Genomic DNA, 12,676 nt, shown 5'->3' with positions numbered 1-12,676 from the left:
CCTTTCCTAGCAGTGATAGACAACTGCAGTATGGCGCATCGCGACGCCGGGGGAGCAGGAGCCATCCACCCCATCCGCAATACGGGCTGCGAACGCAGCATCAAGGTGCTTTTGCGAGTGACCGCTTTGGGCCGACCTGCGCGGTTCTTTCAATTGTTTGGTTCCCAAAACCTAAGAAGTTCAGGGTTAAGCTGCTTAACCTGGACCATAACATCTTGTGGTATACCGACCGCGTTTTGAAGGTGATGTGACTTCGCTAAAACATCGGGCGTGACAACTGCGCCCGTGAAATTCGTACCCTCAAAAGACGCACCTTCTAGAGATGCGCCGGTTAGATCCGCCAGAGCGAAATCGGCTTGGTTGAAGTTACCACTTAAGGAAGCTCCTGAAAAATTGACTTCGGCGAAATTCGAACCCTCAAAAGTCCCTTGGATCGTTGATTTTGAGAAATCGCTACCACGTAGGTTGGTCCGCTCAATTGATGCATTCAACATAGTCGTGCCGACAAAGAGCGAACCTCCAAAGTCAGAACTACTAAATCGCACGTTCGGTAGGTTCATGCCCGATAGATCAGTGTTTCGAAACCTAAAATTGCTGAATTCAATTTGGCCGATTATCAACAGCTCTCGGAAAGCGCGAACCTGGTTCGTATGCTCAGCATCGTTGTGAAGTTGCCAAAACAAATCACGAAGGGTCTGTTGAGCAAGCCGTTCGGTCTGCGTCTTGATTGCGTTTGTTTGTTCGATGAGGGCGGCTACTTGGACCACGAGAACCAATTCGCCCAATAGCGCCAACAAAAGAAAAACAGATATCATTCGCGCGCGAAAAGCTGCGAAGCTGCTCAAGATTATGGGGGCCTTTGTCTTTATCAAGTCACCGAAAGCACCAGCTTCCACGTCTTTTGCTGCTTCTTCGAAGACATCTTGGATTTGATCAGAGGTTACGCCAAAAAAGGCATCGGTAACACGCCTCCCCCAAAACAATAGGAATACGTTTACTGCAATTACGAGACAGATAAGGCCAAGGAACACGTAGGCCCATAACTTGGGAAGCTGCGCGAGATCGAGTGCAACGACCGCCAGCGCTAAAGCGAGAACTGCCCCGGTCGCAGCCCCAATGGAGAGATGAATGAGTTTGTTATCAAAAGCCATCAATGAAAACTCCCGTCCCGTGGTTAGCATCAAACCTCAGCGTGTTAAGTCTAGTTGAAATTGAGCCCGATTATCGAAACGAAGTTCTACGCATTATGTACTAAAGCAACCTCGAACCCACTCAACGACAAAAACGGTCACACAATCGAAAGAGAACCCTAGCAGCATTGGGGCGATGTCTGAAGTCGACCCGCATTAGATTTGGCGTTCGCAGCGAAAGTCCGGAAAGTAGGCTGCGACCGCAGAATCGCAGATTGCGGCTGGATGTCGGCTTCGGGCCGTCCTCATCGAAGATAATCTGGCCCAACATTCTGATGCCGCGCTTGCTCCTATGTCCGCTCTGAACCCTAAACAAACGTTCGATCAACGTGTGCCGAAAGGTCATTTTGACCGATAAATCACACGCAAAGGGCTGCGGCTTCGGCAGACCAGTCGATCATCAAACTGGGTAACTGTAGCACGTCATTTTACCTATACCTCTCAACTCCACTTCTCTGTTGGAGAGTTCACCGATTTTCGGTCTGACACGGTTATAGGTGGTTTCGGAAATTAGCATCTCACCTGGGTCGGCTGCCGTCTGAATGCGACTTGCTACATTTACAGTGTTTCCCCAATAATCGTAGGCCCACCGCCTGGATCCAATGACTCCTCCAATTATGGAACCTGTGTGAATTCCTATCCTGAGCTGAAGCGGTATATTCAGTGAGTCCCCAATTTCTACGGCCGATTTTTGCCATTGCTGTCCACATTCGATTGCGTGGAATGCGGCATCTTTTCCAGATTTTGATGGGGAAACCGCCATATAACAGTCTCCAATAATCTTCACTTTGTCGATTCTATGTTCGTCAGTCGCTGAATCAAAAGCCCCGAACAGCTCGTCCAATACCTCCAAAAGATGCTCAGGCCCCAACTGATTGGTTAACCCTGTGAAACCTTGTATGTCTGCGAATATCACGGTTGCTTCACCAATCGGTTCTGCGATTGGAGGAGCCCGAGTTTTAAGCGCAGCAACGATCCGTTTTGGGATAAGCTCGTGCAGCATGCTTTCTGTCTGGGCACGTTCATGGTCAAGTTCGACATTGAATTGATAGACTTGGCGAACAAACCACTCGCGCCAATAACCAAGGAATGCGCTGAGAACGAACATTGAAAGAATGTGGTAGCTGTACGCGTAAAATTTCGTTGGTTCAGTACTTAGGCCTTTGTACGTAAATCCAACAAAAACAGTCGTCAGCGCCACTCCTGTCCAAAGCGCAAATTTAAATCGCATGCCCGAAATGAGAAAAAGGAGAAGGATAACAAAAACATAGTTTATGACACCGGCGCCTGAGGTCAGGCCAAGCCCACCGTCTTGATCAAGTATCAGCAACCCCCAAAACAAACCTGATGATCCAATGAGGATGATAGCAGAAAACAACAACTCAAGATGTGGTCGAACAGACCGTGCAAACGACACGGCAAAAGCCGATGCGATACAGGGAAGAACGACAAACCCCCTTACGTAGTTCGCACGCGCTGACTCAGCCGGATACAATAAAATATCAACGATGATGTCACTGATTAAAACAAGAGCGGTTAAACCCAGAGCAATTTGAAGCTGGGGCACAAATCGTTCGACATAGTCCTCTGCGAAATCCCTCTCCAGACGATGGCCGGGAAATCTCAGTAGCACTCGATCCAATACTTTTCTCAATGGCATGAAAGAACTGAATTCCATCGTCAGGGTTATTAAGGATAGATGGGCATATGCCCAAAAAACAAAGGCTGACCCATCTCGATCTGCCGATTATGCGGTGGTTGTGCGATGAAGCAAGCTTCGTTTTTCGCTGATCCTTCTTCCGATGCTAATTCATTTGTTAGAATGCGTGTTTTCTCAATAGTTAGATATTGGGCGATACAAGGTTAAAAAGTCTATGGCAAAAAACGCATGCGAACGTACAGTCGTCGAAAGCTTCAGATATTTTTCTGAGGTTTAGGGGGTGGCAGCTTTGTCCTATTTTAGTACCAAAGGGACAGTTTGAATAGAGCTTGGAGGTGAGGATTGCCGACGAGCTGCTGCCATAAAGGTGTGCAGTTGAGGCAGTGTGTCTGACATCAGCACCTGTGGGCCTGATTAGAGGATTTGCATAACGGAAGGTTTCTGGCTCATCTGAACCATCAAGGAGTGAAGATGAGACGGAAAGCTGGAACTGACAAACCGACGGCCGATCGGGTCGTCAAAGACATTCGCCGCAAGACGCGGAAGCTCCATTCGGCGGAAGAGAAGATCCGCATTGTTTTGGAGGGCCTGCGGGGCGAGGAGAGCATCGCCGCTTTGTGCCGGCGCGAGGGGATCGCCACGAGTCTGTATTACTCGTGGTCCAAGGAGTTCCTGGAAGCAGGGAAGAAGCGGCTGGCCGGCGATACAGCCAGGCAAGCGTCAAGCCCCGAAGTGAAGGAATTGCGGGCCGAGGCGTCGGCCCTGAAGGAGGCCGTTGCCGACCTCACCCTGAAAAACCGCCTGCTCAAAAAAAGCATGCTCGGGGTGTCCGTCATCACATGAAGTGGTCCGATTGAGCTGACAGCGTTTAAGATGTTCTGGCTCATAGATTGTGATGTTACGCGGCGCGCCCAAGGTTGAGCAAGCGTCGCTGTTTCAGTGTTCTTTCCGTGGTTTTTCTCCTTTCCTTCAGAATGCCATCGCTGCGATCGAAATAGACATCGGCTGACCATGTTAGCGAAAGCAAATCGATTGGCCCATGCTAAAGCGAGAAAGAGAATTTTTGCGCCCGCTGCTTGGTCTTGGCAGAGCTAGATAATCGTAAGCTCTGGCCTAATTTTTCGACCAAAAATATACCAAAAATACCAATTACCCAAAAAAAGAACCAATTTTATTGGCAAATTAGCTTAAACCTGCTAGCCAGTTGTCATGAGGCCAACCAATTGCAAAAAATTGGTATATTATATTCTGATGTGAGGATGCACCTGCATCGAATGGCTTCCACAAAAATTTGCTCGGCAAACGGGCGTTTCAACACGGGAGAAATTCAATGTTTTCAATGATTGTCAAATCAGGGCTGACGCGCCGCACATTCCTGAAATCGTCAGCGGCTGCGGCGGCGGCCAGCAGCATGCCTCGGGCCGCCCTGGCGGCAGACAAAGTGATTAGAATCGGGTTCCTGGCGCCATTGACCGGCCCGGTAGCGGCGTGGGGCAAACCCGGGCTGGACGGGTGTGAAATCTGGGCCGAGCGGATCAACGCCGCCGGAGGGATTACGCTGGCGGATGGCAGCTATCAGGTGGAGTTCGTGGGATATGATAACGAATACGATCCCGCCAAGGCACGCACCGGTGCAACCAAGCTGATCCGCGAGGACGGCGTTAGCTTCATCATGATGCTGGGTGGCGATACCTGGCCCGGGGTACAGCCAGTGGCCGACAAGACCGGCATGTTGTTCTCGACGCTCCTGCCCAGCGACCTCAGCCCCGACACAACCACATTGATCGCGCCAGCCGAGGTTCATCCGATCTACAACGTGACCGGCGTCGAATGGCTGGCGGCCAACAAGCCTGAACTGAAAACTGCCGTGATGTGCGCGCAGGACGATGCGCTTGGCCTGCCGTCGGTGGCGACATATCTGGCAGCCTTCGAGGCAGCAGGTATCGAGATGCTGGACGATCCGCTGCTCTTTGACCCGGCGACAACGGATTTCGCACCGGTGGTGACCAAGCTGATTTCGGGCAACCCCGACATCGTCTGTCTCGACACCTGCTATTCTGACTACGTGCACCCGATTGCCGAGCAGCTTTTCCAGCAGGGATACGAAGGCCAGATCATCAGTTGCACCGCAGACTTCTATGACCAGATGATCGAAAAGACGTCCGAAGAGTTCCTCGAAGGCATGGTGTTCCAGTTCCCAGATTTCGATGACCCGGCACTCAACGCCGAAAACATCAATTTCGATGATCCCAACGGGTTCTATTTCGAGTTCAACAAACGCTTCCCGGGTCAATGGGGCGCGGTGAGCTGGGAATATGCCTCGATCATGGATCTCTGGAAGGCCGCCGCCGAGAAGGCCGGATCTGCCGAGCCGGACGCGGTGATCACCGCGATGAAGGAAGGCGGCACCGGCAAACACGCCTTCGGCGATGCCAAATGGTGGGGCACCGAGCTTTTCGGGATCGACAATGCGCTGGTCGGTGACTGGCCCGTCGTGGCGATCGAAAGCGGCAAGGCCCGGATCAAGGGTTTTGGCAACATCCCGACCTGGTACGAGAAACATGGCGATCTTCTGGTCAAGCATATGAAGGCATATGACCAGATGTGGGATCAGCGCGGCTGATCCTTTCCCTCGGGGTGGCGCTCTCCCCGCGCCGCCCCGGCCATTCCTGAATTGAGAGCCTACGATGCTGGACCTTCTTGCGCAGACCGGCCTGAACGCCGTCTATGCCGCTTCTTATATTTCGCTTATTGCTGTCGGTCTTGTACTGATCTTCGGCGTGATGGGCGTGGTGAACTTCGCCCATGGCGAGCTTTACATGGCAGGGGCCTATGCGGTGGTCCTGCTCTATACCGACTTCCAGATCCCGTTCTTTCTGGCTGTTGCGGTGGGTATGATGTTTGTCGGCTGCCTCGGCCTTGCGATGGAACGTGCGCTGTTCCGACCGCTTCGGGATAATCCGCTGGGTGGGTTGGTCGCCTCGATCGGTTTCCTGATGATCCTGCAATCGCTGGCGGTCATGGGCTTTGGCGTGCGCATGGAGCATATCCCGCCCGTCACCCAACATGTCATCGAGTTTTCCGAGCGTGTACGGCTGCCGCTCTCTCGTCTATTCGTGATTGTCGCGGCGGTCGTATTGTTGTCGGCGCTCTGGATCTTCCTCAAGAAGACCCGCTTTGGCTGGGCCTTGCGCGCAGCGGCCCAAGACCCCGAAGCGGCAGCCTTGCAAGGGATCTCGATCAATCAGACCGCGCGGATCGCCATGTTCATCGGTGCGGGCCTGGCGGGGATTGCGGGGGCGATGACCGCGCCCTTGGTGTCGGTCAACCCGCATATGGGCCATTCGGTGATCGTGACCGCGTTTATCGTCATCATCGTCGGCGGGGTCGGATCGCTTGAAGGGGCCATCGTAGCGTCGGTCGCCTATGCGTTTGTGCACACCTTCGTCACCACCTTTTTCGACGGGGTGATTGCCGATATCACCGGGCTGAGCCTCATGCTGCTGGTACTCATCGTCAAACCCACCGGTCTTTTTGGGAGCGCGGATCGTGCGTAACCTCCTGATCTTCCTGGCCGGTGCGGCGGCCCTGATTGCCCTGCCGCATTTCCTTAGCTTCTCGCAGCAGGAAATCCTCGTCTTCCTCACGATCAATGTCCTGCTGGTCTCCAGCTACCGGTTGCTGACCCTAACGGGCGAATGGTCGCTCGGGCATGTGGTCATCATGGGGGTGGGGGCCTATGCCAGCGCGCTTTTCACCAAGGAATTGGGGATATTCGTGCCGGTCTCAATTCTGCTGGGCGGTATCACGGCGGCGCTCCTGGCGGTGCTGCTCAGCTTTCCGCTCTTCCGGATGAAGGGGTTCTATTTCCTGATCGGCTCCTTCGCGGCGGGCGAGATCATCCGCCTGCTCTGGAAACGCTTCCGCGACCCGTTCGGTGGACCAAAGGGCATCAAGGGGATCGACCCGATGCCGGACTTTTCCATCGGCATCTACGATTTCGATTTCTTCGAACCGGTCAGTTATTACTATCTTTCGGGCGCCGTCGTGGTGGTCTGCCTCTGGATATTGTGGCGGATCGAACGCAGCCCCGTGGGCCTGACTTTTCATGCGGTCCATTGGCAGGACAAGCTGGCCGAGGCATCGGGCGTGAACCTGCGCGCTTACCGGACGCTGGCCTTTGCCATCGCCAGCGGCTTTGCCGGGATCAGCGGCGCGCTGCTGGCGCATTACGTCGGCACGATCAATCCCAACAGCTTCGATGTCGAGGTCATGGTTTTCGTGCTGACATGGGCCATCGTTGGTGGCACCGGCACGTTTTACGGCCCCATTCTGGGGTGCATTGTCCTGACCGTTATCAACGAAATCGTTCTGCGCGAGTTGGGGTTCGAGCAGATGCGCCCGCTGATCTATGGGGCGATCATGATCCTGTCGATCCTCTTCATGCCCAAGGGCCTTGAAAGTGTCGTGCAGAAACTCATCAGCCGGAGAGCCACGGATGGCGCTACCGGACAGGAGGCCAAGACATGACCCAGTTTCTGGAGGTCGATAACCTGACCATGCGATTTGGCGGACTGACGGCCGTTGACGGCCTCAGCTTCAAGGTCAACCACGGCGAGATCCACGGGCTGATCGGGCCCAACGGTGCGGGCAAGACCACGACGTTCAACATGATCTCGGGGTTTTACAAACCGACCGAGGGGCAGGTGCGGCTCAGGGGCGAAGACATCTCGGGCCTCAAGATGCACGAGGTTGCGCGGCGCGGCGTGGTGCGGACCTTTCAGCATTCGACGCTTTTCGCCGAATTGACGGTGATGGAGAACGCCCTTGTCGGCACGCATATGCCGTTCCGCCCCAATATCTTTGCCGCCATCATCGGCTGGGATCACGAAGACCGGCGCGGTGCCGCGGCGCGGGCCAGCGAGGCACTTGAGTTCTTTGGCCTCGATCACCTCAAGGACGACCTGGCCGGTGACCTGAGCCACGGTCATCAACGCGCCCTCGGCATGGCCGTGGCCTATGCCAGCCATCCGGATGTGATGCTGCTGGACGAGCCATTCACCGGCATGAACCCTGAGGAGACGAAGGGAATGATGGACCTGATGCGCAAGCTGCGCGAGGACGGCATCACCATCCTGATCGTCGAGCATGACATGCAGGCGATCATGGGGCTTTGCGACACCATCACCTGCATGAGTTTCGGCAAGTTCCTTGCCGAGGGTGGCCCCGAGGAGATCCGCAACCACCCCGCCGTGATCGAAGCCTATCTTGGGGGCGCCCGCCATGTTGCTTGAGATGAAGGATATCTCGGTCAGTTACGGCAAGGTATCGGCAGTGCGCGATATTTCGATCAGCGTGCCCGAGGGCGGCATTGTCACGATCATTGGCGGCAATGGCGCCGGCAAGACCACAACATTGCGGGCGATGTCGGGGATGGTGCCACTGACCAGCGGCGAGATCCACTTCAACGGCGACCGTGTGGATGGCCTGTCCAGCGACAAAGTCGTCGCCCGGGGAATTGCCCACGTCCCCGAAGGCCGGCGCATTTTTCCCGACATGACGGTTGAAGAGAATCTGCGCACCGGTGCCTTCCTGCGCCGTGACAAGGATGCGGTTGAAAACGTTCTCGAAACGGTTTTTGGACGGTTCCCCCGCTTGCGCGAACGCCGTCGTCAGATGGCCAAAACCATGTCCGGCGGAGAGCAGCAGATGCTGGCCATCGGGCGTGCCCTGATGTCCGCGCCAAAACTTCTGCTGATGGATGAGCCGTCGATGGGCCTCGCCCCGGTGATTGTCGAGGAAATCGCGCAGATCATTGAAGAGATCAACGCGCAGGGCCTGTCGGTCGTTCTGGTGGAACAGAACGCCGAACTGGCACTGGAACTGGCCGATCACGCCTATGTTCTGGAAACCGGAAACATGGCCCTGGAGGGACCAGCAAATGAGCTACATGACAACGACCATGTTCGCGCCGCGTATCTGGGGATTTGATTTTTCGCACCCGCAGGCGCAGGTCGCCCTGGCTGCCGGATGGCGTCGGGCGGACATCCTTTGGGAAGACCTGATGGTTGCGGGAAATGCTGCATGGCTCAAGGGCGAGAAGTCGCTTGCGTCCATGTGTTTTCGCCGGGCGTCCTGGGTTGCGCGCCTTTGTTTTGATGCCCGCGACCTGCGCCGTGCAACGGTTCTGGTCAATCGTGCTATTGTGGCCAGAGAGGCCGGGAAGACGGTCAGGGCAGCAACATTTTTCGCCAAAGCCGTATCCATATGGGACAGCGCGTCCGGGCAGGCGGTGGCCGACATGCAGATTGCGCCACGGTCCCGGAGTTCGCTCTTTCATCTGCGCATGGAGGCGCTGCACCGCGACACCTATCACGACAATTTCCGCAAACGAATATCCATGATCGCCAGCGAGGTGCGTGCCGCCATTGGGAACTACCAGCAGGATCAACTGCCGGAGTGCCGCCTCTATTCGCGCTGGATCGGGGAACGGCCAACTGTGTACGACGACACACGCAAGGCTATCGGCGCGTGCCTACTTATTGTTGATAGCCCCCCACCTGATTCCATCAAGAGACCCTCATCCCAACGACTGAACAGTTAGGCCCGAAACCCACCTTTTCCGCAAAGTGTGCTGAAACAGCTGTTCAAGCAATCATTGGAACGGCGGAAATGTCCGCTGAGCGTGAACTAGAGAGGCTCTGGATTTTGCGAACGCGGCGAATGTCTGCAAAGCGGACTGCGACTACAGCACCGTAGTCGGTCATTGGATGACTGCTTTGGGCCGAAGGCAACATTGGTTCCCGTCGCATTGCCGCCTTGGAACAAAGGAAAGATCTAATGGATATCACGTGCATTCGTCGATGACCTTGCTTGCGGCCAATGCACAGAAAGTTGCTAGAAAACACAAAAGACATATCGCGGAGGCGGTGTATTCAAACTCCACCCTTGCGAGCATGGCAACTGTCGCTATCCCGCCTAATCTTGCAAAAGTGATGTCCAGACTTGTTGAAATCGCGCTCATACCCTTTGGTGCAAATTTTAAGACCAATTGCGTTGACGGTGCGTTGCTGCATGCCAGCCCCGCACCGACGAAAACCGAAGACAATAAAAGGAAAAGCATGTTTTCATTAACGTAGGACAGCAGAAACCCTACGACTATAAAGAGAGGGCCGATCAGCATTATTGTTCTAACATGAGGTGCGTCCACCTTGTTTCTCAACAGAGTGCTTAGACCTGAGAATGTCAGCCATAAAACTGACAGTGCGAAGCCGATGCTTGACGTTTTGATTTCGTTTTCGGACAGGACGATTGGCAGCCGGAACAGGAAATAGCTAATGGATCCATAAGTGCAAAACACATAGACGAACATCAGCCAGAGGTCGCGGCTTCGAAAAAGTTCAATGTAGTTAGGCTTTTGTTGGGCGTGCGGGACGTCGTTCTTCGTGACAAGTATGTCTTTCGAGAAAAACAAAGCGACTATAGCTATCGCTGCAATAAGGATAAACGCGATGCTCCAACCGTGCTCCGAAAGAAAGTTGCCGTAGAATAGTGGCGCGAGAGCGGCAATATAGCCTGCGATACTGCCCCAAAATATCAGCATTTTTCCCGGTGTTAGCGGTGCAGCGCGCGTCAGTAGAACGGGGACAAGTGGCGAAAAGATTCCACTGCCAAAGCCTTGCAATGTGCGTCCAACAATAAGCATCTGGAAATTGTCTGCAGAGACGACAATCAGTGATCCAGCGACGAAAAAGGTGACGCCAACACTGAAGACCCTTCTCGTATCAAATGTGTCTCCGAACCAGCCGCCAAGCAGAACGCCGATCGCAACTGCAGATCCATATGAGTTGAAAACCCAGGTCAGTTCACCGATCGAAAGACCGAATTGCATTTGTATAGTCGGCAGTAGCAGCGGAACCAGCGTAAGTTCCATGACGAACGCAATGTATGCAGCAACTGGACCGAAAACTGCCGTTCGTGAGGATAAAACGACTGGGTCCACCTTTTCAATATCCGGTATATGGGATGTCATCAATTAAGCCCTTTGACCCGACTTGCCTCTCATGCGTCCAAATGTTTTTTTATGTCAAAGGGAGGAGAGGTGAGCTGGACCGCGGCTACGCCATTTGCGCGCTGAACGCTTTGGGGTGCTCTTGCGAGTAAGTTTGCCAAATCGTTGACGCCCATCCAGATTAAGTGATCTTCTTCGGTTACCTGCTGATCCGGTCCCAACCAGTGGCCGGGTTCACAATGGCTATAGCCGTACCGCAGATGGGCTCCCTTGGCGGCCAGCTTTTTGGGAACAAATGCAAACACGTAAGACGGGCTCCAGGCGCTGGCCATGATTTCAAGGAGGATACGCGATAGCAGTGACGTTGCACCCTGGCTGCGCGGACCACCCAGGCCGTTGGCGCGGAGCCAGAATTCGCCCTGATAACAGACCTTGCCTGTGATCGTCTGAAGTGCTTCGGGACCAGAAAAGAATGTGAGATCGGGATCCGGTGTTGAATCCGGGGTAATATACTTGTGACGGTGCGTCTTCAGGTGCTCGGCGAGTGAAACACCGTCCAGATCCAGAAGCCGTACAGCCTGCGTGTGAATCAATTCCCCGCATGGAGAAAAGCCGCAGATCCAGAAGCCGTTGGTGTGATCTATGTACGAACTCGCCACATCGAACATAGGGTAAATCGGGCCACGATCGGTTAGTTGGCCTCGCAAGGTGCGGTACTTTGCGAAATCATCGCCTATCTCAACTCGAATTCCCGCGTGCTCAAGGTCGTTGAGTGTGTCGGAAAGTTTTTTTATCAACTCAAATAGTCTATTCGGTGACATCACCATCCGACTGGCCCTCTCTTCATGGTCTGACCGTTAACCTCCCATTAATTAGTTAACGATGTGTTAGTCACGTTTATCGGCTTCTCCCTCCGTCCTCTGATCGGTCGGTCGAATGATTAAAATGCCGCACTCTGCACGACTGTCGGCTTTCGGGAAGCCCGCAAGAGAAATCGGACAGGTGCCGAATGTCTGGTATGGGCCGCCTGTGAGGGCGGCCCGTCTCTTTAGATTTCGATCGCTTCTGCAATCGCTAGCGCATCCTCCAATTCGACGCCCAGGTACTGGACAGTGCTGTCCATCTTGGTGTGACCCAGCAGCAGTTGAACCGCTCTCAGGTTACCTGTTTTCTTGTAAATCTGTGTGACCTTCGTCCGGCGCATTGAATGCGTGCCGTATGCTGTTGCCTCCAGGCCGATGGACGTCACCCAGTCCCTGACGATCCGGGCATATTGCCGTGTCGAGATGTGAAGTCGTTCGTGAAATCGCCCTGGCCAGAGGTATTCGGATCCAACCATCAGCGGATCTTCCATCCAGCGTTCGAGCGATGTTCGCGTGCCTTCCATGATTTCGAAGCGAACGGGTTTGTTGGTTTTGCTTTGCAGAATGGATGCACGCTCCTTGATCTGGCCAGCCGCCATAACATCGGCAATCTTCATCTTGACCAGATCGCAGCCGCGCAACTTGCTGTCGATGGCCAGGTTGAAGAGGGCGAGGTCCCGGTGGTTTTCTGCCAATTCAAGACGAACGCGGATGGCCCAGACGTGTTTCAGTTTCAGTGGGCGCTTCTGACCGACGATGCGGCCCTTGTTCCAGGCCGGTCTGAGCGCGCGGATGGCTGGTAAGTTTGGTATGTCCATGGCTGATCCTCCAATCCGCCACGCCCGCCAGCACCGTCAACACATCGTTGACGGCGAAGGATACCACGGGGTTACTAAGACGCGTTACCAGCCAGTTGGGTGTCGAAAGCCGGTAAATGTGATTTCTTGACGCG

11 protein-coding genes and 1 pseudogene are annotated in these 12,676 nt (G+C 54.4%); 7 read left to right on the top strand and 5 right to left on the bottom strand.

The genetic code is table 11. From position 1 onward, the window contains the following. Positions 1–149: 149 nt before the first annotated feature. Together RBB29_RS16300 and RBB29_RS16295 are read right to left on the bottom strand one after the other, a co-directional pair. Complete coding sequence (locus tag RBB29_RS16300; RefSeq protein ID WP_306115091.1) at positions 150–1,151, bottom strand: pentapeptide repeat-containing protein; 1,002 nt, start codon at positions 1,149–1,151, stop codon at positions 150–152. Positions 1,152–1,590: 439 nt separating this feature from the next. Continuing rightward, positions 1,591–2,868 (bottom strand): adenylate/guanylate cyclase domain-containing protein, encoded by a 1,278-nt coding sequence (locus RBB29_RS16295; protein ID WP_306115090.1) that lies wholly within the window; start codon positions 2,866–2,868, stop codon positions 1,591–1,593. A gap of 453 nt (positions 2,869–3,321) precedes the next feature. Between RBB29_RS16295 and RBB29_RS16290 the strand changes: the two are divergent. The 7 genes and pseudogenes from RBB29_RS16290 to RBB29_RS16260 all read left to right on the top strand — a co-directional run. Next, positions 3,322–3,663: pseudogene (locus tag RBB29_RS16290) on the top strand (transposase); the annotation flags it as partial. Positions 3,664–4,180: 517 nt separating this feature from the next. Beyond that, positions 4,181–5,473: an ABC transporter substrate-binding protein gene (locus tag RBB29_RS16285; protein ID WP_306115089.1), complete on the top strand. Its 1,293-nt coding sequence runs from the start codon at positions 4,181–4,183 to the stop codon at positions 5,471–5,473. 64 nt (positions 5,474–5,537) lie between these two features. Beyond that, entirely contained in the window at positions 5,538–6,407 is an 870-nt protein-coding gene (locus RBB29_RS16280) for a branched-chain amino acid ABC transporter permease (protein ID WP_306115088.1), read from the top strand. Beyond that, positions 6,400–7,380, top strand: coding sequence for a branched-chain amino acid ABC transporter permease (locus RBB29_RS16275; RefSeq protein ID WP_306115087.1), 981 nt, complete (start codon positions 6,400–6,402; stop codon positions 7,378–7,380). The genes RBB29_RS16280 and RBB29_RS16275 overlap by 8 nt, the downstream gene beginning before the upstream one ends. Further along, complete coding sequence (locus RBB29_RS16270) at positions 7,377–8,144, top strand: ABC transporter ATP-binding protein (protein ID WP_306115086.1); 768 nt, start codon at positions 7,377–7,379, stop codon at positions 8,142–8,144. The genes RBB29_RS16275 and RBB29_RS16270 overlap by 4 nt, the downstream gene beginning before the upstream one ends. Then, positions 8,134–8,841, top strand: coding sequence for an ABC transporter ATP-binding protein (locus RBB29_RS16265; RefSeq protein WP_306115085.1), 708 nt, complete (start codon positions 8,134–8,136; stop codon positions 8,839–8,841). The genes RBB29_RS16270 and RBB29_RS16265 overlap by 11 nt, the downstream gene beginning before the upstream one ends. After that, on the top strand, positions 8,792–9,454 hold the full coding sequence (locus RBB29_RS16260) for a tetratricopeptide repeat-containing protein (RefSeq protein ID WP_306115084.1): 663 nt from the start codon (positions 8,792–8,794) through the stop codon (positions 9,452–9,454). The genes RBB29_RS16265 and RBB29_RS16260 overlap by 50 nt, the downstream gene beginning before the upstream one ends. Positions 9,455–9,697: 243 nt before the next feature. On the opposite strand, the gene RBB29_RS16255 is transcribed toward RBB29_RS16260, so the two are convergent. From RBB29_RS16255 to RBB29_RS16245, 3 genes are all read right to left on the bottom strand, one after another. Next, positions 9,698–10,882, bottom strand: coding sequence for an MFS transporter (locus RBB29_RS16255; protein WP_306121185.1), 1,185 nt, complete (start codon positions 10,880–10,882; stop codon positions 9,698–9,700). A gap of 29 nt (positions 10,883–10,911) precedes the next feature. Beyond that, a complete protein-coding gene (locus tag RBB29_RS16250; protein ID WP_306115082.1) occupies positions 10,912–11,688 on the bottom strand; it encodes a hypothetical protein in 777 nt (258 codons plus the stop codon). A 221-nt stretch (positions 11,689–11,909) separates the two neighbouring features. Beyond that, entirely contained in the window at positions 11,910–12,542 is a 633-nt protein-coding gene (locus RBB29_RS16245; protein WP_306115081.1) for a tyrosine-type recombinase/integrase, read from the bottom strand. Between the last annotated feature and the right edge of the window lie 134 nt (positions 12,543–12,676).

This window comes from Roseovarius sp. MMSF_3359 (assembly GCF_030733385.1).
Lineage (GTDB): Bacteria > Pseudomonadota > Alphaproteobacteria > Rhodobacterales > Rhodobacteraceae > Roseovarius.
Note: the sequence above shows the minus strand (reverse complement) of the source record. Positions and strands in the feature narration are given on the sequence as shown.

Excerpts from the sequence above, each read along its gene's own strand:
- RBB29_RS16270 (WP_306115086.1), top strand. The coding sequence starts at position 7,377 with ATGACCCAGTTTCTGGAGGTCGATAACCTGACCATGCGATTTGGCGGA.
- RBB29_RS16300 (WP_306115091.1), bottom strand. The coding sequence starts at position 1,151 with ATGGCTTTTGATAACAAACTCATTCATCTCTCCATTGGGGCTGCGACC.
- RBB29_RS16280 (WP_306115088.1), top strand. The coding sequence starts at position 5,538 with ATGCTGGACCTTCTTGCGCAGACCGGCCTGAACGCCGTCTATGCCGCT.
- RBB29_RS16260 (WP_306115084.1), top strand. The coding sequence starts at position 8,792 with ATGAGCTACATGACAACGACCATGTTCGCGCCGCGTATCTGGGGATTT.
- RBB29_RS16245 (WP_306115081.1), bottom strand. The coding sequence starts at position 12,542 with ATGGACATACCAAACTTACCAGCCATCCGCGCGCTCAGACCGGCCTGG.
- RBB29_RS16285 (WP_306115089.1), top strand. The coding sequence starts at position 4,181 with ATGTTTTCAATGATTGTCAAATCAGGGCTGACGCGCCGCACATTCCTG.
- RBB29_RS16295 (WP_306115090.1), bottom strand. The coding sequence starts at position 2,868 with ATGGAATTCAGTTCTTTCATGCCATTGAGAAAAGTATTGGATCGAGTG.
- RBB29_RS16250 (WP_306115082.1), bottom strand. The coding sequence starts at position 11,688 with ATGGTGATGTCACCGAATAGACTATTTGAGTTGATAAAAAAACTTTCC.
- RBB29_RS16265 (WP_306115085.1), top strand. The coding sequence starts at position 8,134 with ATGTTGCTTGAGATGAAGGATATCTCGGTCAGTTACGGCAAGGTATCG.
- RBB29_RS16255 (WP_306121185.1), bottom strand. The coding sequence starts at position 10,882 with ATGACATCCCATATACCGGATATTGAAAAGGTGGACCCAGTCGTTTTA.